Below are 23,605 nucleotides of genomic sequence, written 5' to 3' on the forward strand. Positions count from 1 at the left end.
CGTCAGCGCAATGGGCAGAAAGAGGTCTGACCTGATGAGGTCATTGTTAACCAAACGGTTACATTTGGCAAACCGGCAGAGATCAAAACTGCGAGCAGGCGCACTTTCTATCGGGAGGGGGCACGGGAAAGGAAATCCCCGGCGCGCAACAGGCGGCGCCGGGGGTAAAGCCGGGATTAACGCAGGCCGAGCTGGAAGATCAGAGTTTCCGCCTGGCAGGCGAAGGTGAAATCAGCCTCCAATTGCACGCCGCCGTCAACCGGTTTAATGCTACTGCTGATGTCACAAGGGTCGGATTCGACCGCGCGCGCCTTTTCGCTCAGGGCCGCCAACATCGCCTCCGCATCGTGTTGATTACTGAACACCTGGCTGTAGGATGCGGTGCAATCGGTGTTATCCATTACGGTGCCGACATCCACGCAGCAACACGCGGCGGTTTCCTGGGCGCTGCATTTATTAATTGCATCTGACATGATTGGTTCTCCTCAAGGGCCTCGGTTATCAGCCCAAATTGCCGTTTCACTCACCGGCACAAAGCCACAAAATTCTGCAGGTATTTTACGCTTCCGCGCCGGCAATCACTAGCACTTACTTTTACTGGGTGTTTTAAGTGATGGAAATCACAAATAAAAATGAGCGACTGCTAAGGAATGGTAAGAATTTTGTTATTTACCGCTGGCTTTTTGTTAAGCAGATCTCTTTTTTGATATCAGGTTGGAAATATTTCAAAAACAAACTTGCAACATTTTCACAGGTCAGACCTATACTTCAGCCACTGGTCTGATTTGTCTGAACGATAACGGACCCTACAATCCCGCGCTCCTTGTTACTTCGTGTAACAATAGTTTAAATAATAAACACATAATGAGGTTTTGGTCATGAGCCAGAAAAACCTATTGACTAAATCAGCTCTCGCAGCTGCAGTGGCAATTATTTCTTCAAACGTGTCTGCCGCAGGATTCCAGCTGAATGAGTTCTCATCAGCTGGTTTAGGACGTTCGTATTCTGGCGAAGGCGCCATGGCGGATACGGCGGCTTCCGCAAGCCGCAACCCGGCGTTGTTGATGATGTATACCCGCCCGGAACTTTCTTTCGGCGCAGTCTTCATCGATCCGGACGTCGATATCAGTGGCCGGTCCCCTTCCGGCGCCAGCCTGGATGCGAAAAACATCGCGCCGACAGCCTGGGTGCCGAACCTGCATTATGTTCACCCGATTAACGATCAATTCGCCGTAGGCGGCTCAGTCACCAGCAACTTCGGTTTGGCGACCGAATACAACGACGGTTACGCGGCGGGCTCCATGGGCGGCAAAACCGACCTGGAAACCTTGAACCTTAACCTGAGCGGCGCTTATCGCCTGAACAAGAACTTCAGCTTCGGTCTGGGCTTTGACGCCGTTTATGCCAAGGCCAAACTCGAGCGCTATGCCGGCGATCTGCCAAAACTGATCGCCGGATCGGGCAAGTTACCGCCACAGTTGGCCGGCCCTGTTTCGCAGATCCCGGCAGATACCCAGATTTCGCACCTGAAAGGCGACGAATGGGGCTTCGGCTGGAACGCCGGTATTCTGTACGAAGTGGATGAAAACAACCGTTACGGCTTCACCTATCGCTCAGAAGTGAAAATCGACTTTGACGGCGATTACAAAAGCAGCCTGCCTTCAGCCTTCAACCCGTTGCTGGCCTCTCAAGGTCTGCCGTGGGGCACCAACGGCACCACCATTCCGGGTTCTCTGAGCCTGCACCTGCCGGAAATGTGGGAACTGTCCGGCTACAACAAAGTGGCGCCGCAGTGGGCTATCCACTACAGCCTGGCCTACACCAGCTGGAGCCAGTTCCAGGAGCTGAAAGCCACCGGCAACAACGGCCAGACCCTGTTCCAGAAGCATGAAGGCTTCAAAGACGCTTACCGTATCGCGCTGGGCACCACCTACTTCTACGACGACAACTGGACCTTCCGTACCGGTATCGCCTTCGATGACAGCCCAGTGCCCGCCCAAAACCGTTCGATCTCCATTCCGGATCAGGACCGTTTCTGGCTGAGTGCCGGTACCACCTATGCGTTCAACAAAGACGCCTCGGTCGACGTCGGCGTGTCCTACATGCACGGCCAGAAAGTCACCATCAACGAAGGTCCTTACACCTTCACCTCCGAAGGCAAGGCCTGGCTGTACGGCGCCAACTTCAACTATCGCTTCTAATCTCGCCTGAGATGGATGCCAAAGCGCCCCGCGGGGCGCTTTTTCTTTGCCTGGCGCTCGCGCGGGCATAAAAAACCCGCCTGGCGGCGGGTTTTCATTGGCATAACGCCCGTGATTACTGCGAGTCGATCTCGTCCAGTTCGCCCTGAATCGCCTTGGCGTTCGGGTTCTCTTCCGGCTTGAGCGAGCCGCCGTTGGCGATGAAATCGTGGCGCTGGAAGTAAGCTTCGCGCACCATGACATAAGGATCGGAGGAGTTGCGCAGCAGGCCGTCGGAATCCAGCAGTTGAGCGCGGGTTTCGATACCCTCGACCACCCATTTGCCCGCCGACATCCAGAAGGTCAGGTAACTCAGCATCGGATACAGCGTATCCGCAAAGTCGCCACCTTCGTCACGCAGCGTGAAGCTGCCGTAGCCCGGCAACATCACGTACGGGCCGTAACCCACATCGTAATGGCCCAGCGTGCTGCCGAAGCGGTTCGGTTCTTCGCGCGCCAGTTTCGGGTTGGCCATGCCGGCCACGTCGATCAGGCCGCCCATCCCGAGCAGGGTGTTCAGGAAGAAACGGTTGAAGTGGATCATCCCGCGGTAGGGATCGCCCTTGAGGAAGGCGTTGACCATGCTGGCCGGCTCTTCCAGGTTGGAGGTGAAGTTGCTGATGCCGTTACGCGCCGGCATCGGCACGTAGTCACGCCAGGCCACCGCGACCGGACGCAGGATATAAGGATCCAGGACGTTGTAGTTGAAGTCGAACATCGTCCGGTTAAATCCTTCCAGCGGATCGGAACGCCCTTGCGGATCGTTGTCTGGCGCGCTGGCACAGCCCACCAGTAATACCGTTGCGAATGCCACCCCAGTCAGGCGAAAGTTCATATTTTTCTCCATAAAAACACGTTCGGTCTTATTTTTCAGGGACCTGCTTGTTTATCTGAACGCTAACCTGCTCTTTACCGCTGAATGTCTGCAGCGAGCTTTCGCCGAACCAGTCCCCCGGCTGCGGCGTGGCCAATCCGTCCTGTGAGAGGCGCACACGCACCTGCACCTGATGCTGCGCCGAGAGCAGACGCTCGGGCATCATGGCGTTGCTGTCATCCAGTGAGAAAGACAGCGGAAAACGGCTCAGCGGCAATTGTTTTACCGCGACCGGCACCGGGCTGACGCCGTCGGTGACCGAAATGACCAGCGTCCCCTGCGGCGGCATGGCTTTCGCCGCCTGCGGTGACAGCGCAACGGTCACATTCAGTTTAACATTTTCTCCGCCTGCCTGGGCTTTTGCTTGTGCAATACTGCGCTTTATCACTTCCGCGCGCGGATCGTTGGCCGGCAGCAGCTGCAGCATCACCTGCCAGGCGCCGATCGCCTGCTTGAAATCGCCCTGTTCGAAGGCATTGAACGCCAGCAGGCTCAGCACCCGCGGATCGCCGTGGTTTTCCGCGATCATGCGCCGCAACAGCTGCGCCGCCTGCTTGTTATCCTCCGGATCGTTGGAGCGCGTCAAGACCTCGGCATAGCCGAGCCGCACTTCCAGACTATTCGGATCCAATTGATAAGCATGAGCAAACGCCTGCGTAGCGGTGGTGGCATTATTCAGCGCCATGCCTACGCGCCCCAGCATCATCCAGTCATTGATGTTGCGATCGTCCTGTTGCAGCGCGGTGCGCAGCCCCAGCCCGAGGCGAGCAATCTCTTCCATGCTCAGCGGTTTGGCGCGCTCATTGGCAACGCGCTCGCGCAATTCCGGCATTTGCGCCTGCACCAGACGCCAGTCCAGCACCTGCGCCAGCCCGCCGGTTTTCAGATAAAAGCCAACGGTCACCGCCAGCAGTAACAGCACGCCCGGCACCAGCGCCCAGCGGTTGATCGGCTTCGCCTGCGCCATCTGCTCGGCCGGGATGTCGTTCAACAGGTTCTGTTGCAGCTCTTTGACCAGCTCCGGGCGCTCGGCTACCACGCCCTGCTGCTCATCCTGCTCCAACTCGCTGAGGCGATCCTGATAAAACGCCTTGTTCAGCGCATCGCGCGTGGCGGTGCTCTGTTTGCCGCGGCGCATCGCCGGCACCACCAGCAACGCGGCAGCGCCGGCCAGCAACACGCAAATAATCAGCCAAAAAGCCATTAGGGTTTCTTCCTGTCAGTCTCTTGCAACAGCGCCGCCAGGCGCTGCCGTTCCCGTTCGGAGAATGCATCGTCCACCGCCGCGTCGGGCTTGCGACGGGTGCGCAGGATCACCACTGCCCCGCCGATCAATACGAACAGCAGCGGGCCGATCCACAAGATCAGCGTCGCCGGCGTTACCGGCGGCTCGTAGGTGACGAAGTTGCCATAACGCGCCACCATGTAATCGATGATCTGCTGCTTGCTTTGCCCTTGCATCATCAGCTCGTACACCTTGGTGCGCATGTCGGCGGCGATAATGGCGTTGGAATCGGCAATGCTGTTGTTTTGGCATTTCGGGCAGCGCAGCTGTTCGGTCAACTCGCGATACTGCTGCTCCTGCTCGACGGAGTTGAAGCGATAGGTATCGATCGCCGCGGCGGCGCTCCAGCTCAGCAGCGCGGCGCACAGCAGAACAATCAGCCTCATGCCTCACCCCCGTACTTTTTATACAGCGGCAGCACTTCCTGCTGCCAGACGCGCTCATTCATGTCGCCGGCGTGGCGATAGCGAATAATCCCCTGCCCGTCGATAAGGAAGGTCTCAGGCGCGCCGTACACCCCGAGATCCAACCCCAGCATGCCGTCGCCGTCGTACAGACTGAGGGCGTAGGGATTGCCGAGAGAGTTGAGCCAGGTCACCGCCTTGGCGCGATCGTCTTTGTAGTTCAGGCCGACCACCCGTACGCCGCGCGCCGCCAGCGTATTGAGATACTGGTGTTCCGCGCGGCAGGTTGGGCACCAGGTGGCCCAGACGTTGAGCAAGATCGGCTTGCCGTCGCGCAGCACCGCCTGATCGTAGGTTTTGCCCGGCTGATCCAGTGATTCCAGCCTGAAGGTCGGCACCGGCTTACCGATCAGCGCCGACTCCAGCATGGTCGGATCTTCGCCGCCCGCGTTGCGCGTGAGCTGCACCATCAGAGCCGCCACCAGCAGCAGGAAGAGCACCAACGGGATAAACAGCAGCTTACGCTTCATGATTGCGCCTCCAGTTTGCCTTCACGCTTGAGCTTCTTGCTCATGCGATAACGCGGGTCGAGAATGCACAGCAGGCCGCCGATCGCCATAAAGACACCGCCGAACCAGATCCAGCGCACGAAGGGTTTGTAATACAGGCGCACCGCCCAGGAACCGTCTTCCAGCTCCTCGCCCAGCGCCGCGTACAGATCGCGGCTGAACCCGCCGTCGATCGCCGCCTCGGTCATCATGCTGCGCGCCACGCTGTAGTAGCGTTTCTCCGCGTGCAGCGTCGCCTCCGGCTTGCCGTTGCGCGTGACGTCGATGATGCCGACGCCGCCGCTGTAGTTCGGGCCGCGAATGTCGTGCACGTCGCGGAACACGAAGTGATAGTTGTGGATATCCACGCTGTCGCCGGCCTTCATCCGCACGTCGCGCTCCACGCTGTAATTCTGGCTGAAGGCGATGCCGATTACCGTCACCGCCACGCCGAGGTGGCCGAGCACCATGCCCCAGTGGCTGCGAGACAGCTGCCGCAGACCGCGCCAGAAACCGTGGCGGTGGGTGGCGCGCTCATGCAGCTCCATCAGCGTCAGGATGATCACCCACAGCGCCATGATCAGGCCCACCACCGTCATGCCGGCGATGCTGTCCTGCAGCAGCCACGGCAGCAGAATCGACAGCACCAGCGTCACCAGCAGCGCCACGCCGAGGCGGCGCCACAGCTTGCCCGGCTCATCGCGGCGCCAGCGCACCAGCGGCCCGATGCCCAACAGCAGCGCCAGCGGCGCCATCAGCCAGGTGAACATGGTGTTAAAGAACGGCTCGCCGATCGAGATGCTGCCCAGCCCCAGCTGTTTGTGCACCAGCGGCAGCAGCGTGCCCAACAGCACCACCAGCATGGCGGCGATCAGCAGCACGTTGTTGCCCAGCAGGAAGGTCTCGCGCGAGAAAGTCTCGTGCTGCACCCGGCTGCGCACCTGGCCGCCCTTGACCGCGTACAGCAGCAGCGAGCCGCCGATCACGATCACCAGATAGGCGAGAATAAACATGCCGCGCGCCGGGTCGGAGGCGAAGGAGTGCACCGAGACCAGCACGCCGGAGCGCACCAGGAAGGTGCCCAGCAGGCACAGCGAGAAAGCGGTGATCGCCAGCAACACCGTCCAGGCTTTGAACGTGCCGCGTTTCTCGGTCACCGCCAGCGAATGCATCAGCGCGGTGCCGGCCAGCCACGGCATAAAGGAAGCGTTCTCCACCGGATCCCAGAACCACCAGCCGCCCCAGCCCAGCTCATAGTAGGCCCAGGCCGATCCGAGCACGATGCCCAGCGTGAGGAACACCCAGGCGGCGGTGGTCCACGGGCGCGACCAGCGCGCCCAGGCGGTGTCGAGCCGGCCGGCCATCAGCGAGGCGATGGCGAACGCGAAGGCGACCGAGAAGCCGACATAGCCCATGTACAGCAGCGGCGGGTGGAAAATAAGGCCGATATCCTGCAGCAGCGGGTTGAGATCGCTGCCGTCGATCGGGAAGTTCGGCAGCGTACGGGTGAATGGGTTGGAGGTCATGATGATGAACAGCAGGAAACCGGCGGTGATCATCCCCATCACCGACAGCACCCGCGCCACCGCATCCTGCGGCATCGCCCGGCTGCACAGCGCCACCGCCAGCGACCAGCAGCTCAGCAGCAGCACCCACAGCAGCAGCGAACCTTCATGCGCCCCCCAGGTGGCGGCGATGCGGTAATACACCGGCAGTCGGGTATTGGAGTTGGTGGCCACGTAGGCGACGGTAAAGTCATTGACCACGAAGGCATGCACCAGGCACAGGAACGCCAGCGCGATCGCCGCGAACATGCCATAGGTCAGCGGCCGGGCCACCGCCATCATGCGGCTGTCCTGCCGCGCCGCGCCCCACTGCGGGTAAATACTCAGCAGCAGCGCGATCGCCAGCGCCAGGCACAGCAGAAAACTGCCCAGTTCCGGCATCATGACTTGGCGCCCTCCGCCTGCGGCGCGTTATACGCTTCCGCCGGCCCTTTGTGATTCTCCTTCATCGCGTCGGCCACTTCCGGCGGCGTGTATTTCTCGTCGTGTTTGGCCAGCACTTCGCGCGCATTGACCACGTTGCCCTCGCCCAGCACCCCTTGCGCCACCACGCCCTGCCCTTCACGGAACAGATCCGGCAGAATGCCGGTGTAGGTTACGCCGATCGCGCCACGCGCGTCGTAAATCTTGAAGCTGACCTGCAGCGTATTGGGATCGCGTTTCACCGAGCCGGGCATCACCATGCCGCCGATGCGCAGCCGTTGGCCGACCTCGGGCTTCTCGTGGTTTTCGCCCTTGCCCTGCAGGATTTCCCCCGGGGTATAGAACAGATCGATGTTGGAGCGCAGCGCGTACAGCATCAGGGTTGCGGTCAGCGCGATGCCGATCAGCACAACGATCGCCAGATAAAGGCGGCTTTTACGACGTGGATTCACAATGATTTCTCCCGCGGTGCGGCGGATTTTTGTTTTGACTGTTGCGCATGGCGAATGCGCCGTTCGCGCGCCTGACGGCGGCCGATCTCGGCGAGCAACTGCCGCCGCTGCCAGACGGTGTGCGCCACCAGCCCCAACAGCGAAATCAGCGTGGCGGCGACCGCCAGCCAGACATAAAAGGCATAACCGCCCATGGCGAAAAACGCCGACCAGGAATCGAATGCGGCATTCATGACTGACGCTCCTTATTCACCAGCCCGGCGACCCACGGGCGCTGGCGCTCCTGGAACAGGATCAGATTGCGCAGGCGCATCAGCGTCAGCGTGACGAACAACAGCAGATAGCCGAGGATCGCCCAGCGCAGCGGGGTGCGCATGCTTGGCGCGATGGATTGCTGCATATTGGTCGAACCCTGATGCAACGTATTCCACCATTCGACGGAGAAATGGATGATCGGGATATTCACCACGCCCACCAGCACCAGAATGCCGGCGGCGCGGCCCGCCAGGCGGCGGTCTTCGAAGGCGTTATACAGCGCGATGACGCCCATATAGAGGAACAGCAGCACCAGCTCGGAAGTCAGCCGCGCGTCCCACACCCACCAGGTGCCCCACATCGGCTTGCCCCAGGCGGAGCCGGTCACCAGCGCGATAAAGGTGAAGACCGCGCCGATCGGCGCCATCGCCGCCACCACGGTATCGGACATTTTCATCTGCCACACCAGGCCGATAAACGCCGCCACCGCCATCGAGGCGTAGATGCCCATCGACCACATGGCCGCCGGCACGTGAATATAAATGATGCGGAAGCTGTCGCCCTGCTGATAATCCTTCGGCGCGAAGCCAAAGCCCCATGCCCAGCCAAGCAGCAGGCAGGCCGCCGCCGCCAGCCCCAGCCAGGGGATAAAGCGGCCGCAGACGTGATACAGCCGTTCAGGCCGCGCCAGTTGATGTAACCATTTCCACATTGTCGTCAGTGCTCACGGTAATTTTTATGCGTCGGCCGCCTCGAGCGTTCGAAACGGCGAAAATCTTCTGCGGGGTACGCTCTTGCCGGCCTTGCCCCGTCTGTTCATTCAATTTGTTAGCTAGTGCACGCTCACTCGCAGCGCCGCTGCGGCGGCAAACGGCGCCAATGTCACGCTGCCCGCCAGCATCGCGCCGAGTATCGCCAGGTAACCATCAATCGGCATGCCCATCGCGGCGGCGTCGATCGCGCCGGTGGCGAAGATCAGCACCGGGATATACAGCGGCAGCACCAGCAGGCTGAGCAGCACGCCCCCTTTGCGCAGGCCGACGGTCAGCCCCACGCCGATAGCGCCGATCAGGCTCAGCGTCGGCGTGCCGAGCAGCAGCGTCCCCGCCACCGCCAACCAGGTTTGCATATCAAGCGACAACAGCAGCGCCGCCAGCGGCGACAGGATCAGCAGCGGCAATCCCGTCACGACCCAGTGAGCACACACTTTGCCCAGCACCGTCATCGGCAGCGGCGTCGGCAGCAGCAACAGCTGCTCCAGCGAGCCATCGAGGAAATCGTCGCGAAACAGCCGCTCCAGCGACAGCAGCGAGGCCAACAGCGCCGCCACCCATACGATGCCCGGCGCAATGCGCGCCAGCAACTGCGGCTCCGGGCCAATCCCCAACGGGAACAGCGTGATCACAATCAGGAAAAACCACAGCGGGTTGACGATCTCCGAACCTTTACGGCAGGCGATCTTCAGTTCGCGACGCACCAGGGTCAAAAACATCACAAACTCCCCGCGTCGTGTTCCGCCAAACGAATTTTGCCCACCGTTTGGCTGACGCCGGCCAAATCCTGATGGGTGGTCAACAATACCATGCCGCCCCGCTGTGCATGTTGCTCAAAAAGGCTAATCAACTCGGCCACGCCCTGTTTATCGATCGCCGTTAACGGTTCATCGAGGATCCACAGCGGCGCCGCGCTGAGCCACAGGCGCGCCAACGCCACGCGCCGCTGCTGCCCGGCGGAAAGCTGCGCCACCGGCAGATCTTCGTAGCCCACCAATCCCACCTGCTCCAGCGCGCGCCAGATGGCCTGCTGCTCGGCCGCGCCGCGCAACGCCTGATAAAACTGCAGATTTTCGAAGGGTGTCAATACGGCTTTGATGCCCGGTTGATGGCCGATAAACAGCAAATCTTGCTGATACGCCGCGCGATCGCGCAGCGTGTTACGCCCGCGCCAGCACACCTCACCGCCGTCCGGCCGCGCCAGACCGGCGAGGATGCGCAGCAAACTGGTCTTGCCCGCGCCGTTCGGCCCTTCTACCTGAATGATATCGCCCGGCTGAACTGAAAAGCTTAGCTCGCTAAACAGGATGCGTTCATCGCGCACGCAACTCAGACTTTTGGCTTCCAGCATCAGGGAACTCATATTTTTCTTTGGGATAGCGAATCATAGCATAAGCCTTTCCCCACACGCAGCCTGCGGCGGGCGCGCCGGGGGGCCAATATGGCGAGCAGGATCAAGAATGCGCGGAAAAAAGCGGCGGATTTTAACTCTTGTTACCTTTTTCTGTATTTCGCCGCATTTAGGCTGGGCAACTACGCTTAATGACGTGACCTCACCCTTATTGAGCAGGAGCGACAGCATGAACGAACAGCAACACCAGGAGCACGAGCAGGATGAGACGATGCGGGTAGAGAGCGAAGAGCAGGAACAGGGCAAGCGCGAAATCGAAGTCAGGGAAGAGAATCTGCCGTCGCGCGCGGCGGCGGTGCATGAACAGATCCGGATGGAAGGCGAAAAAGAGCTGGAGCGCGACGGGCTGGCATTGCTGTGGTCGGCGATCGCCGCCGGGCTGTCGATGGGCGCCTCGCTGGCGGCGAAGGGCATTTTCCACGCCCGCCTGCCGGACGATCCCAGCCGTTTCTTCCTCGAGAACCTCGGCTACACCTTCGGTTTTATCATTGTCATCATGGCGCGCCAACAGCTGTTTACCGAAAATACCGTCACGGCGGTATTGCCAATCATGCATAAACCCACGCCGCGCAACCTGCTGATCCTGCTGCGTCTGTGGGGCGTGGTGCTGCTCGGCAACCTGATCGGCACCGGGCTGGCGGCGCTGGCGTTTACCCATATGCCGCTGTTCGACGCCGGGACGCGCGGCGCCTTCATCAGCCTGGGCGAAGAGGTGATGCGCCATACGCCGGGAGAAATGTTCGCCAACGGCATCCTGGCCGGCTGGATCATCGCCACCATGGTGTGGATGATCCCGGCCGCCGGCGCGGCGAAAATCTGGGTGATCGTGCTGATGACCTACCTGGTAGCGATTTGCGATTTGACCCATATCGTGGTCGGTTCGGTAGAGATCCTCTATCTGGTGTTCAACGGCGCGATTGGGTGGCAGGAATTCGTCTATCCGTTCGCCCTGCCAACGCTGGCGGGCAACATCATCGGCGGCACCTTTATCTTTGCGTTGATAAGCCATGCGCAGATCCGCAACGATTTGAGCGCCCAAAAACGGGCGGAGCGGCAGCAAGAGGAAAAACGGCGCCACAGCGGGGAAAAACCGTGATCGCCGTCGGTCAGGCGAGGAAATTTCGGCGCTAACTGGCGAGGTATTGAGCAAACGCACCGCTAAGCGCTTATTCTGCGGGTAAAAAAAGGTATAATGCCCCGGCAGCTTCGGTTGCCGGCCCGCAGCGTCCCCGTAGTTAAACGGATATAACAAGCCCCTCCTAAGGGCTAGTTACTGGTTCGATTCCAGTCGGGGACACCATTATTTATTATCAAGCCATTCCCCATCATCGGCACCCGCAATCCCCCTTCTCCACGCCTCATATCCGATTTCCCCCGCGCGTTATGATGGGCGTTAATTGAAAAACTTGATATCCGTCGGCGTAGCAATCGTCGCCGCCTCGCCTCTGGTCTTCAACTCGCCCGTCTCATCATCGAAATCGAACAGCGTAACGGTATTGGTGAACACATTCGTGACATAAAGATGCTTGCCGGTGGCATCGAAAGCGAGCGCACGCGGTTCAATGCCGCCAGCCTCATAGCGCGTCGTCTCCCCTGGCAGCCCATCCCCACCAATTTTTAATACCAGCAAATGGTTATCGGCACCGCGATTGGTGGCAATAAGATATCTGCCGCTCGGGCTGAGGATAATGGCTCCGCCGCTTTTCGCCTCCGCTGAATCCTGCCCGCCGTTCAGTTTCACTTTACCTTGTTGCGTCAATCGATGGTCGCTGACGGTAAACACCTCGATTTCACCCGCCATTTCGGTGATGACATAGGCATACTCGCCTTTCGGCGAGAACACCATGTGCCTTGGGCCGGCGCCTGGCGCAAAGCTGACATCGCGCGATGCATCCGCCTGCAGCGGCTGTGCGCTATCCGAGCGATAGCGATAGGCGTGCAGCTTGTCCCCGCCGAGATCCGCCGCATACAGATATTTACCATCGCGGCTGAAGGTGGTTGAGTGCGCATGGCCCCCTTCCTGGCGCCCCTGCACGGCGCCAGAACCTGATATAAACGGATAATGCTGCACCTGTTCACCCAGTTTGCCGTCACTGCCAATTGGCAATACCGTCATCCCCGCGCCGCCTTTGGCGACGGAGTAGTTGGCGACAAACAGAAACTTGCCATCCGGACTGAGGGTGGCATGCGTCGGCTGCTGGCCCGCACTGCTCACCGTATTCAGCACCCGCACGCTGCCAGCTTCGTCTATTGCCAAGGCGGTCACCGTTCCCGCGTTCTCCTCATTGGTGGCATAGGCGAAACGGCCATCGCGAGATTTTACGATCCACGATGGGCTGTTCATTTTAACCACGTCGAGCAGCGTTAACGTGCCGTCGCCATTAACCGCCAGGCGATAGAGCCCTTCACTGGGTCTTGCCGGTTTCTGCACCGCAGGCGCATTCGGAATATGGGTCCAGGTACCGACTAACGCTATTTGCTGATGTTCCCGATTATTGGCCATCGCATTTCCTGAAAACATGAGAAAAATTAACACCGCAGTTAATTGAATGGCCTGCCGGCCTGAGCCGGCAACGATTGTTCGACCAAGTTCAGACAATATAGAAGGTAGCATAAAGCGAGCTGGATGGCGCTTATTAATCGAGTCGAGAGGTTTTTCTCTATTCATGATATCTTCTTGCCTCATCACTATGTCACAGGAATAAGTATATCGACATTGACAACCTTGCCATTTAGATCCTCTTGCCTATATAACTCTATAAAAAAGCTCTCCCGCATTTTGACATTGATAGCAGGCAGATAAGCGTCATACATTACATCGAAAAAGTCAATATATTCTGAAAACTCCCCCGTAAAGGGAATGACAATATATTTACCCATAGGGATATAGAAGTTAAAGATGGAATGAAAAACCTCTTGCCCCTTGCTGTTGGAATGCCATTTATTACTCCTGTTCTTTTCCACATTACATCCCCCCCGCTGCTTGCTTAACCATTTTTCATTGGTCCGTGCAATGTCGCCGGTATCTCTGAATTTTCTTATAGAATGAAAAATCAGTGATTTGTAATGCTTTAACATCTCAATGTCATCCGGCATGACCGTGTGGTAGAAGTAGGGTTTCTTATCGTTGCCATACGGCGGGATCTGCGTGGAAAAATCCCATCCCCGGCTGTTTCTAAAGCTGTTGGGCGTTTCGCCAAAGAAACGTTTGAATGCCCGCGTGTAACATTGCTGAGAGGCAAACCCGGATGCCAGGGCGACATCCAATATGTTCCCTTGGTGCTGTTTGAGCAAAATAGCAGAGCGACTCAGTTTTCTATTCCTTATATAAGTCCCTAGCGTTATACCAAAATAATGCTTAAACAGCCGCTGCAAATGCCATTTAGAGTAACCTGAGATAATGGAAACCTTTTCAACTGTCAGCCCCTCGACAATATTCTTTTCCATATACTCCAACACCTGCAAAAGAATATCTTTTCTGTAATCCATATGTGCTCCTTGCTTTTATAAGATTCGCGTCCTTTTTATTAAAATCGTTAACCAACCAAACCAAGTCATTAAGATTAATCCTAAAAAAAACCAGCCTGTCAATTCATTTTTTTCGGCATAGGAAAAACTATCGCATAAATAACTGAAAATGATCATGTTATATAAATCTCTCCGCAAAAAACCCATAAAACAAAATCAACTCGCGTAAAGTGCACTCATCAAAGATGCACTTGACACACCAGGCAGAATCACACTTTTTGCTAATTGTTTTACCTTAAAGTGTTTTTTTACAGCCAGATTGCATGGCCGAATAGGAATTTCATCATCACAAATGAAAACGCATTTTATATGCCTGGCCCGCCGATAAAACGTACTGCGAAAGAGATATAAAGTATGACCGACAGTAAAAGAAGACGGGAGGGATAAGCTCAAGGCTGAACATCGGTCTCAATAATCTCGCGTCGCAATAGCGCGTTTCTTTTTTATCGTTCCTGCGCAGAGAAAACGGATATTTTAACAAACCTTGCTCGATGCCCTGTTTTACAAACCGCGCCCATTGGGAACCCTGCCTACTCCCATGAATCGCCCATCTCTCCCCCGGTAAAATGCCGAGCCGACTCGCCCGCGCCTTGTTGTCAGAACGGCCTGCGGCCGCAAACAAAAAACCCAGCACGCGAGGCTGGGCTTTTCATTAACGGCCTGATTAATCAGCCAGATTGTCGATCTCTGCGGACCTGTGCTTGCGCAACAGGTACAGCAGCAAAGATACCCGCCGCTCGGTGCGTTCCGGGGTATCCGGTGGCAGGTTGTAGCGCAGGGTATAACGCTCGTTGTTCTCGTTGCAGAAATCGATGACGAGCACGGGAGCAGAGGCCCCCGCTACTTTTCGATAATTCAGCGAGATGCACGACAGGTTTTTTTTCATCTCAACTTACCGCGACAGTGCGGCGGGTTGATTCGGCAATCCGCCCCACGCCGGCGCTCAACGCAGCGCCCAACAGCAGCACCAACAGCGAACCCCACGCGGCGCGAGACAGCTGTTTGGCCGCTTCATCAGCCGCTTCACGCGCTTTCTGCTCGGCCTCGGCCTTGAGTTTTTCCACCTTCTGCACCGCCTGCTGGTAAGCCTGGGCGTAGTTATCGACGATTTGGCTCGCTTCATCGCGGCTCTTGCCGGTGCGTGCCGCAACGATATTCACCAGCGCGTCCTTATCGGCGGCGCTCAACGCCGGCTCACCGGACTGCTTGACGCGCTCGAACCACTGCTTAAGCTCGGTGGCGGCCTGCGCCGGATCGGCCGCGGCATCCACGGCCGACTGTTTGCCGTCGGCGGCCGCCCGATTGGCTTTCTGCTCCAACCGAGCAGGATCCAGCTCCGGCTTACCGCTCTGCTTAAGCGTGGCGTTCAACTGATTTTCCAGGCTTCCCCAGTCAAGGCTGATGCCCTTTTTATCCAGCTGTTGCTTGAGGCCTTCGCCTACGTTTGGCGCTGCCGCCGCCAGGCCGCTGCCTGCTAGCGAAAGCCCTTTACCCACCGCGCTTCCCGCCAGCCCCACTACGCCGCTCGCCAATGAAACCATCAGCCAGGTGGTCAACAAGGTGGTGATCGCCCAACTCAGCAAGCCATGCAAGCCGCCGCGATTCGGTGCGGAGCGGCCGGCGACGAACGCGCCTGCGGCCAGCGATGCCAACGTTGAAACCAGCAGCCAGATCCCGGTGCCGGTGCCAAAGCCGCTCAGCGGGTTGCCCTTTTGCATCATATCCACGGCCTGGGCACCAATAGCCGTGCCCAGCACGCTGAAGGTCAGATAAGTCACCAGCGCCACGGCACTCCCGGCCAATATCGAGCCCCATGACACCTGAAACGCTAAGCGATTTGATTCATAGACAGTGGTCATCGTTGTTCCTTATATTTTCTGGACAAGTGATTGCACGCACGGCGGGTAACCGCGCAGACAAATTCAGTCTGCCGCGCGGCGTCGTCGGCCGTCCCGGTTCATTTGCATCAGAATGCCTAGTGCATTCACACCCTGCGAATACGCACGTTATGCACTAAGCTGCTCAGCGAATAGCGTAACCCGCGGCCCCCTTAAGAGGCCGCCCCCCTTCTGTCTAGCGGAGAACACATGAGCCAATCCGTTTTGGCCAGCGAAACCCACAGCGGCCACCTGCAGCAAATCATCTCCGGCTTGTCCGACGGCGTGATCCTGACGGATACCGATCAAACCTTGCTATGGGCCAACGAGGCCGCGTTGACCATGCATGGCGTGAGTCATCAGAAAGCTCTGGGGGCCAATGCCGGCGAGTACGCGGCGCGTTTTGCCCTGCGCTATCGCAACAATCATCCGCTGGTTTTGGAACAGTACCCGCTGAACCGGGTTGCCGAAGGCGAAACCTTCACCGATGTGGTGGTGGAGGTTCGGCAGGTCGACGATCCGGACAGCTTCTGGGTGCACCGCCTGCGGAGCCTGATTATCACCGATGCGCAGGGGCAACCGGAGCTGCTGGCGCTGATCCTGAGCGACGCGACGGAGTGGGCCAGCGCCGAACAGCGCTTTGAAAAAACCTTCAACGCCAATCCGGCACCGGCAGTCATTTGTCGGCTAAGCGACCTGCGTTACGTCAAGGTCAACCAGGGGTTCCTTGATATGACCGGTTACCAACGTGAACAGGTCATGGGGCGTTCGGTTTATGAACTCGACGTTTTGGAACAGGCGGAGCACAAAGAACTGGCCGTTCAGCGCCTGGGGGAAGGAGCTACCATTCCGCAGATGGAGGCCGAGCTGAAGCTGCCCGGCGGAGGAAGCAAGCTGGTGGTGGTTGCCGGCCAACCCTTGGATATCAATGAAGACGACTGCATGCTGTTCACGTTTACCGATCTCGAACCCCGGCGCCAGGCGGAATCGGCGCTGCGAGAAAGTGAAGAACGGTTTGCCAAGGCATTTCGCCTGAGCCCGGTGCCGACGTTGTTATGTACCGCGCACGAGCGGCGCGTGCTGGATGTCAACGAAGCCTTCACCCGCACCACCGAGTACGACGCCGAAGACTTGATCGGCAAGACGGTCGGAGAGATCCCGTTTATTGACGATCCGGAGGCGAACCGCCGTTTGTTTGCCGCCCTGGAAAAAAGCGGCAACGTCGAAGGGCTGGACATCCGGGTGCGCAAGAAAGGGAGCGAGTCGATTGACTGTGTGGCCTCGGCGGATGCCGTCAGCATCCACAATGCGCCCTGTTATCTGCTGGTGCTCATGGACATTACCGAACGCAAACGCTCGGAGCTGGAGCTGGTAAGCGCCATCGAAGAAGTGATGCAGGACGCCTCCTGGTTCAGCCAAACCCTGATCGAAAAACTGGCCAACGTGAAAAGCATCAACCGGCCCGACCAAGCTGGATTTACCGCCAGCGATCTCACGCCACGCGAGCGCGATGTACTGGAATTGATTTGCGAGGGGCTGCCGGACAAGAAAATCGCGGCGCGTCTCAATCTGGCGCTCAACACCATCCGCAACCATGTCGCGACGGTCTATTCCAAACTCGGCGTGCATAGCCGCAGCGAAGCCATCGTCTGGGCCAGAGAACGCGGGCTGTTTACCGGTGGGCTGGCCTTCAGGAATGGCAAGTAGCCTGCAAATGCACTACCCAAACCGATGCAAACGCCCCTTATAGGCCAAAAGTGAAGTGCATAACATGGCGGTGCAAATGCAGGCTTCCGTCCTGTGCGGAAGCCAAACGGATCGAACCTTAGGAGCGCATCACAATGAACAGCGAAAAAGCCAATGGCATGATGGAAAAAGTGGCGGGCAAGGCGCAGGAAATCGCGGGCGACGTCACCGGCAACGAACGTTTGCAGGCCGAAGGCGCCGCGCGCCAGGCAGCGGGCGTGCTGCAAGAAAAATACGGCGATGCCCTGAGCTGCGCCGGCAACATGATGAAGAAAAACCCCCTCGCCGCATTGGCCCTCATTGCCGGCGCAGGCCTGTTGACCGGCCTGCTGCTGCGCCGCCGTTGATACGCGCCGGCGAACAAACCGCTTTTCCCTGAATGCCGCGCCCGGTGGGTAGCCACCGGGCGCGGTTCTATCGGCCTGAGGGAGGCAGTATTATCGATTGATGCCTACGCTCGTTTGCCGCTGGGATTAACGCGTATTCTGTGTCGCCATGCGACGAATTATCGCGGTGAAACCGCTATATCCCGCAGGGAACATGAGCCTTTATCGTTCAGGCTGTCGCACACCGTCTTTACTCGCTGCTTATACGGCACGTCTTTTTATTATATTCGTCCTATTGCAGATTATCATCACCCTCTCACTCAACGCGCCCACCGTCTGTTATTTCCGGTTGTTATGCAAGCCAGTTAATTTCCCTGCAACATAACGATATTTCTCAGCGTAAAAACTGAATATATCAATCAGCCTGGGTTTATCCTCCGCGCCATTAAATGTTAATATTGCCGGATTATGCGCATGGAGAAATAGCATGTTCCCCAGTAAAAAACATTCGCAGCGGGCGACACCGCTGACCAGCTATCAATTTTCCCGGCTGCATACTTTCGAATGCGTCGCCCGTCATTTATCTTTTGCGCTGGCGGCGCAAGAATTGTCGATCACCCCCAGTGCCGTGAGCCACCGCATTAATTTGCTCGAAAAGGAATTGGGGTTTCTGCTATTCCAACGCTTTCATCGCAGAATTACGCTGACGCCGGAGGGCGAGCGCATGCAATGGGCGCTGGACAGCTCCTTCAACACCTTGAATCAGGAAATCCTGGACATCAAAAATCGCGAGTTGACGGGGACCTTGACCCTCTACTCGCACCCGTCCCTGGTGCAATGTCTGCTGCTGCCGCGCATCGGTGACTTTATCGCCCAGCACCCCACCATTCACCTCAATATTCTGACCGGGCAGGAAATCATCAACCTGGCCAACCGCGGCGTGGATCTGGCGATGTACTTCGGCAAACTGCCCTCGGGGCGGCATCTGGACGAAGCCTTTATGCAGGAATCAATGGTGCCGATCTGCACGCCGCAGTACGCCGCCACGCATAACCTGTACGATGCGCCGGAAAACCTGGCCCACTGCACGCTGCTGCACGATCGCTACAACTCCGGCGAAGATGAGTGGCAAACCTGGTCGCAACACTTTGCGCTGGGGCTGGATACCGACAGTAAAAGCATGGAGTTCGACCGTTCCGATCTTGCCGTGCTGGCCGCGACGCGGCACCTTGGCGTCGCCATGGGGCGGCTCAATCTGGTGCAGGACTGGATCAAAAGCGGCGAACTGATCATTCCGTTCACCGACATGACCGTGCCCTGCGAGCACTGCTATTTTACCTCGACCATCTCCGAGCGGCAGTGGCCGAAGATCCTCGCGTTTAAGCAGTGGATCATGAAAATCTCCCCTCTGGTCTGATGGCCAGAGGATTATCGCCATACTTTGGGGGAATAAGAAAAATGCAGCGCGCAGGCGTAGAGTCGGCCGGCCTTTGAATAAGAGATATATTTGCGGTTTTTATCCCAGGCCAGCAGAGAATTATTGGCAAAATAATAAACCTCCAATTGCATCCCATTAGCCAACCTCGACCAGCCTCGGCTTCTTATCACGGTAAAATCACCGTTATCGCTGAGCGTAATCAGCGGCACGCCCCAGGCATAGCGGGATATTTGCAGCTGAATAATGAATTGGCTTTCGCAGCTTATTTGGTAGTTCTGTACATCAACATCCATAATTTATATTTTTGGTGCCACCCTTCGGTCAACATAAATAAGATATGAACAACTCACTACGATTAACCCCAGTACGATCAACACAGCACCCAATACAAATTCAATTTGCAACGGTTCGCCGAGAATGACGGCCCCCGCCAGGATGCCGAATACCGGCGTCATAAAGGTGAGAATGCCCAGCGAGGAAGCCTGATAACGGCGCAACAGTGAAAACCAGATCAGGTAGCTGAAAAACGACACGATCACCGTTTGGAACAACAGGCTGCTCCAGGCCACGGGGCTCAGGACGACGTGCAAATTGTCCGTCGCCAGCGCCAGCAGCGACAGCAGCACACAGGCGCCCGTCAACTGGAACAGCAGCGTCTGTTTGGCCGGGCACTCCGCCAGGCGCGTGGTACGGATCACCAGGGTAGAACCGCCCCAGGCGATCCCCGCCAGCAGGCCATAGAAATCGCCTTTCAGCCGATCGGCCCCGCCGCTGCCCTCGGCCATGCCCGATATGGCCAGCACCACACCGCCAAAGGCGATGAGCATGCCCAGCCACTGCACCGGCGACAGACGCTCCTGACGATTCAGGAAATGCAGGCCAAGGGCAGAAAACAGCGGCGCGGTGTACAAAAACACCGCCATATGCGAGGCGCTGGTATAGCGCAGCCCTTCGGAGACAAAAAAGAACTCCAGCGCGAACAATGCTCCCACGCTCAGACCGGCGCTCAGCGTGGCGCGATCCCAGGTGAAACACTCGCCGCGGCAACGCGCCAACAGGTATACCCCCAGCGCGGCGAGCCCCGAACGAATGGCAATTTGCAGCACCGCCGACACATCCGCCTCGGCAGCCTTGATCGCCACCTGCTGCATTCCCCAGATAGCGCAAAGCATCACCATGGCGGCGGCAGCCCTGCCGTCAATACCGATTCTTGCATTCATAATAGGGTTCTCGTCGCCGTTGAAATAATAACAGGCTGCCGTCGCGTTATTCTTTATACACCACGATTTCCTGATAAAGTTTAATAACCTCGCCGTCGCTGTCGACAGAGTCGGTATATTCAGTTTGCTGCGCCAAATGAATCACCTTCCATCCTTTGCGCGCCAGTTCCGGGATCGTCAGGCGCCCCACGCCGCGGCAGGAAAACAGGGTGTCGTCAGACAATCTGAGCTTACTAACCTCTGCATAATCATAAGCTTGAGAATGACAAACGTGCGATTCCGCCGCCATCGCCGGTAATGAAAACAGCCCCACCAACAACATTAACAGATTCCTCATGGCGACCTCCCAATCGCTTATTCCTGCCGACCGATTACGCAGAAAGCGGCTAACGTTAATACGGCGGTGACAGGCTTTAATTAATTATCTCTTGCACGGATAAAATTACAGGCTGACGCCGATGACTGACAAATGAAAAATATAAACCTTGGCGTTAGATGAATTCATCCGAATCGAAAGGCATGAAAAGCGGCCCTTTTCACCGCACGAAATGGTCAAAAACCGGCCAATAATTAGCAAGAAAAGTAATTATTTATTTTACCGTTTATGTTACAAATGCCGCCCGCCGCTAAAACACCAAAAAAACCGTCAAAATGCGTGAAAACGCAGCGTTCTGCGCAAAACATCGGCATGGCGGCGCTGATGGGGCGGTCATACATAAAACAGGGATAACACATGGCAATGAAATTGCGCGTATTGACTCAAGCGGTGGCGCTGGGTCTGGCGATCGGCAGCGCGTCGTTCGCCGCTCAGGCGGAAATCACCCTGCTGAAGCAGGATCCGCAGGCTGGCGATCCGCTCAGCCGCCTGAACTTCACCGTTGGCGGCAGTATCCGTCCGCAGTTCAACAACATGACGGGCGACGGTGACAAGGGCTCCTACAAGCGTAACGGCTTCGACGGCGGCACCCGCTTCCGTTTCGCGGCGGACTACTACCTGTTCGACGATATCAGCTGGATCAGCTACTACGAGCTGGGCGTGAACATTCCGGCGCTGTTCGACTGGGATCACCACTATGCCGACGGCGCGAGAAACACCAGCCGCCGCATGCTGTACACCGGCCTGAAAAGCAACACCTGGGGCCAGATGACCTTCGGTCAACAGAACAGCGTTTATTATGACGTAGTGGGCGCCAAAACCGATATCTGGGACTACGACATGCTGGCCCAGGCACCGGGCAACGGCATCAACGGTGACTACGACGGCTCTTACCGCTCACGCAAAATGCTGAAGTACAAGAACCGCTTCGGCGATGCGGACGTTTACGCTTCGTACCTGTTCAGCGACAGCGACTATCTGCCGGGCAACGGCCTGCGCTACAAGCGCAAAGGCGGCGGCTCACTGGGCGTGGATTACCACATTACGCCGGATCTGACCTGGGGCACCGCCTGGAACTACACCCGCGCCGAAATGCGCAATCCGTCCACCAGCGGCAGCAAGAGCTATGACCAGAACATTTTCGGTACCGCCATCAGTTGGAAACCGGACAACTGGACCCTCACCTTCGGCGGCGGTTACTACAACGACTTCCTGACCACCAAGAAAGCCGACATCAATAATTACTTCGCCGGCGACGCATGGGGTATCGAATACCTGGCCGGTTATACCGTGCCGGTTGGCCAGTACGCGGTGAAATCGGTGATGCCGTACTTCATGGGCGATCGCCTGGAATACATCACCGGCCGCAACTACCAGCGCATCGACAACGGCCTCGGGGTTACCGTGCAGTTTGACTACGGTTTCCGCGTTGACGTGGAGCACGTGCTGACATCGAGCACCGACAACCTCGGCGATATGACCGTGGTGCGTCTGCGCTACGATTTCTGATTGCTCTGAACGCAAAAAAGGCCGCGCAAGCGGCCTTTTTCGTTATTGACGCAGCGTCAGAAGCCGCCGCGCGCCGAGCGCCCGACCGCCTCGCCCAGCTGCCATACCGCCATGGCGTAATGGGTGCTGTGGTTATAACGGGTGATAACGTAGAAGTTCGGCAGGCCATACCAATACTGGTAGCCGGTGCCGATGTCCAGCCGCAGCAGGCTGGCTTCCTGATTATCGCCGAGCGAGCCCTGCGGGCTTAGGCCGGCTTCCGCCAGCGCGGCAACCGAGTAGCGCGTCTTGAAGCCGTTTTCCAGCCCCGGCGCCTGGCCGTTGGCCTGAATGGCGACCGGTTCGCCTTTGGACCAGCCGTGCGCCTTGAAGTAATTGGCCACGCTGCCGATGGCATCGACCGGATCCCACAGGTTGATATGCCCATCGCCGTTGAAGTCGACCGCATAGCTTTTGAAGGAAGAAGGCATGAACTGCCCATAGCCCATCGCGCCGGCAAAGGAGCCGCGCAGTTCGAGCGGATCGTCGCCTTCGGTGCGCGACATCAGCAGGAAGGTTTCCAGCTCACCGGCGAAGTAATCGGCGCGGCGCGGGTAGTTGAAGGCCAGCGTCGCCAGCGCGTCGATAATGCGGGTTTTACCCATTACGCGGCCCCAGCGGGTCTCCACGCCGATAATCCCCACGATGATCTCCGGCGGCACGCCGTACACCTGCCAGGCGCGCTGCAGCGCATCCTGATATTGATTCCAGAACACCACGCCGTTTTGCACGTTATCCGGGGTGATGAACTTGTTGCGGTAGCGCAGCCAGGAACCGTTCGGCCCGGTTGGGCCCTGGGTAGACGGCGTCGGCGCCTGCCTGTCCATCAGCCGCAGCACCGAATCCAAACGCCGTGCCTGCGCCAGCACGTCGTGCAGCTGCTGCCGATCAAAGCCGTGTTCCTGCACCATCTTATCGATAAAGCGCGCGGTATTCGGGTTATTGGCGAAATCCCCCCCCAGCGGCGCGCCGCTGTGCGCCGGGCTCAGCAAAAAGCCGCCCTTTACCGGGGTGCTCTGCGGCGTAGCGGTGGTACTGGGTTTCGGCGTGCTGCTACAGGCAGCAAGCAAGGTAATCAGCGGTAAAAGCGCAACCAGGTGACGCATCGGATATCCATATAGCCATGCAAGAGATAAGTGGGAGTTATGTTAATGCATTGTTCAACGCGAACAAACAGGATTATGCCGCCAATTACCGCGCCAGGTAGCCAAACGTGCCAAATTGTGACGTTTTGCACGGTGAAGGGACGCCCGATACGGCCGCGTGGAATATCAACCGCAACTAAATGAGAAAAATTATCACCTTGACGCCCGCAT

The 23,605-nt window shown here is 57.9% G+C and carries 25 protein-coding genes and 1 tRNA gene; 7 read left to right on the forward strand and 19 right to left on the reverse strand.

The genetic code is table 11. The features are described from left to right. Positions 1–176: 176 nt before the first annotated feature. Positions 177–473: a YfcZ/YiiS family protein gene (locus ACJ8IJ_RS05345; protein WP_004936240.1), complete on the reverse strand. Its 297-nt coding sequence runs from the start codon at positions 471–473 to the stop codon at positions 177–179. Positions 474–878: 405 nt separating this feature from the next. Between ACJ8IJ_RS05345 and fadL the strand changes: the two genes are divergently transcribed. After that, positions 879–2,201: a long-chain fatty acid transporter FadL gene (gene fadL / locus ACJ8IJ_RS05350; RefSeq protein ID WP_004936243.1), complete on the forward strand. Its 1,323-nt coding sequence runs from the start codon at positions 879–881 to the stop codon at positions 2,199–2,201. A gap of 115 nt (positions 2,202–2,316) precedes the next feature. Here fadL and mlaA read toward each other — a convergent pair whose 3' ends face one another. From mlaA to ccmA, 10 genes are all read right to left on the reverse strand, one after another. Continuing rightward, the gene (gene mlaA, locus ACJ8IJ_RS05355) at positions 2,317–3,075 is read right to left on the reverse strand and encodes a phospholipid-binding lipoprotein MlaA (RefSeq protein WP_033632472.1); all 759 of its coding nucleotides are present in this window, start codon (positions 3,073–3,075) and stop codon (positions 2,317–2,319) included. 28 nt (positions 3,076–3,103) lie between these two features. Continuing rightward, positions 3,104–4,318: a c-type cytochrome biogenesis protein CcmI gene (ccmI, locus tag ACJ8IJ_RS05360; RefSeq protein WP_442518334.1), complete on the reverse strand. Its 1,215-nt coding sequence runs from the start codon at positions 4,316–4,318 to the stop codon at positions 3,104–3,106. After that, positions 4,318–4,785 carry a cytochrome c-type biogenesis protein gene (locus tag ACJ8IJ_RS05365; protein WP_015378622.1) on the reverse strand — a complete coding sequence of 156 codons (468 nt, stop codon included), beginning with the start codon at positions 4,783–4,785 and terminating at the stop codon, positions 4,318–4,320. The genes ccmI and ACJ8IJ_RS05365 overlap by 1 nt, the downstream gene beginning before the upstream one ends. After that, positions 4,782–5,333 (reverse strand): DsbE family thiol:disulfide interchange protein, encoded by a 552-nt coding sequence (locus ACJ8IJ_RS05370; protein WP_015378623.1) that lies wholly within the window; start codon positions 5,331–5,333, stop codon positions 4,782–4,784. Before ACJ8IJ_RS05370 ends, ACJ8IJ_RS05365 begins: the two co-directional genes overlap by 4 nt. After that, the gene (locus tag ACJ8IJ_RS05375; RefSeq protein WP_164040020.1) at positions 5,330–7,300 is read right to left on the reverse strand and encodes a heme lyase CcmF/NrfE family subunit; all 1,971 of its coding nucleotides are present in this window, start codon (positions 7,298–7,300) and stop codon (positions 5,330–5,332) included. The genes ACJ8IJ_RS05370 and ACJ8IJ_RS05375 overlap by 4 nt, the downstream gene beginning before the upstream one ends. Next, on the reverse strand, positions 7,297–7,791 hold the full coding sequence (gene ccmE / locus ACJ8IJ_RS05380; protein ID WP_004936264.1) for a cytochrome c maturation protein CcmE: 495 nt from the start codon (positions 7,789–7,791) through the stop codon (positions 7,297–7,299). Before ccmE ends, ACJ8IJ_RS05375 begins: the two co-directional genes overlap by 4 nt. Further along, positions 7,788–8,024, reverse strand: coding sequence for a heme exporter protein CcmD (gene ccmD, locus ACJ8IJ_RS05385; protein WP_004936267.1), 237 nt, complete (start codon positions 8,022–8,024; stop codon positions 7,788–7,790). The genes ccmE and ccmD overlap by 4 nt, the downstream gene beginning before the upstream one ends. Next, on the reverse strand, positions 8,021–8,758 hold the full coding sequence (locus tag ACJ8IJ_RS05390; protein WP_004936270.1) for a heme ABC transporter permease: 738 nt from the start codon (positions 8,756–8,758) through the stop codon (positions 8,021–8,023). Before ACJ8IJ_RS05390 ends, ccmD begins: the two co-directional genes overlap by 4 nt. Positions 8,759–8,878: 120 nt before the next feature. Then, positions 8,879–9,538 (reverse strand): heme exporter protein CcmB, encoded by a 660-nt coding sequence (gene ccmB / locus ACJ8IJ_RS05395; RefSeq protein ID WP_442518335.1) that lies wholly within the window; start codon positions 9,536–9,538, stop codon positions 8,879–8,881. After that, a complete protein-coding gene (gene ccmA, locus ACJ8IJ_RS05400; RefSeq protein ID WP_442518397.1) occupies positions 9,538–10,170 on the reverse strand; it encodes a cytochrome c biogenesis heme-transporting ATPase CcmA in 633 nt (210 codons plus the stop codon). The genes ccmB and ccmA overlap by 1 nt, the downstream gene beginning before the upstream one ends. Positions 10,171–10,399: 229 nt before the next feature. Here ccmA and ACJ8IJ_RS05405 point away from each other — a divergent pair, with 229 nt between their 5' ends. Continuing rightward, positions 10,400–11,326: a formate/nitrite transporter family protein gene (locus ACJ8IJ_RS05405; RefSeq protein WP_442518336.1), complete on the forward strand. Its 927-nt coding sequence runs from the start codon at positions 10,400–10,402 to the stop codon at positions 11,324–11,326. A 129-nt stretch (positions 11,327–11,455) separates the two neighbouring features. After that, positions 11,456–11,530: transfer RNA gene (locus ACJ8IJ_RS05410), tRNA-Arg, on the forward strand. 93 nt (positions 11,531–11,623) lie between these two features. Here the strand turns inward: ACJ8IJ_RS05410 and ACJ8IJ_RS05415 are convergent. From ACJ8IJ_RS05415 to ACJ8IJ_RS05430, 4 genes are all read right to left on the reverse strand, one after another. Next, entirely contained in the window at positions 11,624–12,898 is a 1,275-nt protein-coding gene (locus ACJ8IJ_RS05415) for a lactonase family protein (RefSeq protein ID WP_442518337.1), read from the reverse strand. Positions 12,899–12,918: 20 nt separating this feature from the next. Then, positions 12,919–13,719 (reverse strand): helix-turn-helix domain-containing protein, encoded by an 801-nt coding sequence (locus tag ACJ8IJ_RS05420; RefSeq protein ID WP_021505596.1) that lies wholly within the window; start codon positions 13,717–13,719, stop codon positions 12,919–12,921. Between the two features lie 703 nt (positions 13,720–14,422). Further along, entirely contained in the window at positions 14,423–14,644 is a 222-nt protein-coding gene (locus tag ACJ8IJ_RS05425) for a hypothetical protein (protein ID WP_004936288.1), read from the reverse strand. A gap of 1 nt (position 14,645) precedes the next feature. Continuing rightward, positions 14,646–15,617 carry a hypothetical protein gene (locus ACJ8IJ_RS05430; RefSeq protein WP_088381821.1) on the reverse strand — a complete coding sequence of 324 codons (972 nt, stop codon included), beginning with the start codon at positions 15,615–15,617 and terminating at the stop codon, positions 14,646–14,648. A 228-nt stretch (positions 15,618–15,845) separates the two neighbouring features. Here ACJ8IJ_RS05430 and ACJ8IJ_RS05435 point away from each other — a divergent pair, with 228 nt between their 5' ends. The 3 genes from ACJ8IJ_RS05435 to dsdC all read left to right on the forward strand — a co-directional run bounded on the left by ACJ8IJ_RS05435 (position 15,846) and on the right by dsdC (position 19,124). Next, complete coding sequence (locus ACJ8IJ_RS05435; protein WP_033632462.1) at positions 15,846–17,342, forward strand: helix-turn-helix transcriptional regulator; 1,497 nt, start codon at positions 15,846–15,848, stop codon at positions 17,340–17,342. 134 nt (positions 17,343–17,476) lie between these two features. Further along, a complete protein-coding gene (locus ACJ8IJ_RS05440; RefSeq protein WP_004936297.1) occupies positions 17,477–17,728 on the forward strand; it encodes a CsbD family protein in 252 nt (83 codons plus the stop codon). Positions 17,729–18,194: 466 nt separating this feature from the next. After that, the gene (gene dsdC / locus ACJ8IJ_RS05445; protein WP_004936301.1) at positions 18,195–19,124 is read left to right on the forward strand and encodes a DNA-binding transcriptional regulator DsdC; all 930 of its coding nucleotides are present in this window, start codon (positions 18,195–18,197) and stop codon (positions 19,122–19,124) included. An 11-nt stretch (positions 19,125–19,135) separates the two neighbouring features. Here dsdC and ACJ8IJ_RS05450 read toward each other — a convergent pair whose 3' ends face one another. From ACJ8IJ_RS05450 to ACJ8IJ_RS05460, 3 genes are read right to left on the reverse strand one after another with little or no spacing between them, the layout of a single operon-like run. Then, on the reverse strand, positions 19,136–19,438 hold the full coding sequence (locus ACJ8IJ_RS05450; protein ID WP_049189250.1) for a hypothetical protein: 303 nt from the start codon (positions 19,436–19,438) through the stop codon (positions 19,136–19,138). 3 nt (positions 19,439–19,441) lie between these two features. Further along, complete coding sequence (locus tag ACJ8IJ_RS05455; RefSeq protein ID WP_044030759.1) at positions 19,442–20,365, reverse strand: DMT family transporter; 924 nt, start codon at positions 20,363–20,365, stop codon at positions 19,442–19,444. A gap of 46 nt (positions 20,366–20,411) precedes the next feature. Continuing rightward, a complete protein-coding gene (locus tag ACJ8IJ_RS05460) occupies positions 20,412–20,702 on the reverse strand; it encodes a hypothetical protein (RefSeq protein WP_015378635.1) in 291 nt (96 codons plus the stop codon). Between the two features lie 396 nt (positions 20,703–21,098). Here ACJ8IJ_RS05460 and ACJ8IJ_RS05465 point away from each other — a divergent pair, with 396 nt between their 5' ends. Continuing rightward, positions 21,099–22,250: a porin gene (locus tag ACJ8IJ_RS05465; RefSeq protein WP_015378636.1), complete on the forward strand. Its 1,152-nt coding sequence runs from the start codon at positions 21,099–21,101 to the stop codon at positions 22,248–22,250. A gap of 56 nt (positions 22,251–22,306) precedes the next feature. On the opposite strand, the gene mltB is transcribed toward ACJ8IJ_RS05465, so the two are convergent. After that, complete coding sequence (gene mltB, locus ACJ8IJ_RS05470; RefSeq protein WP_015378637.1) at positions 22,307–23,395, reverse strand: lytic murein transglycosylase B; 1,089 nt, start codon at positions 23,393–23,395, stop codon at positions 22,307–22,309. Between the last annotated feature and the right edge of the window lie 210 nt (positions 23,396–23,605).

It is taken from the genome of Serratia sp. CY40230, assembly GCF_052168835.1.
Taxonomy (GTDB): domain Bacteria; phylum Pseudomonadota; class Gammaproteobacteria; order Enterobacterales; family Enterobacteriaceae; genus Serratia; species Serratia nematodiphila.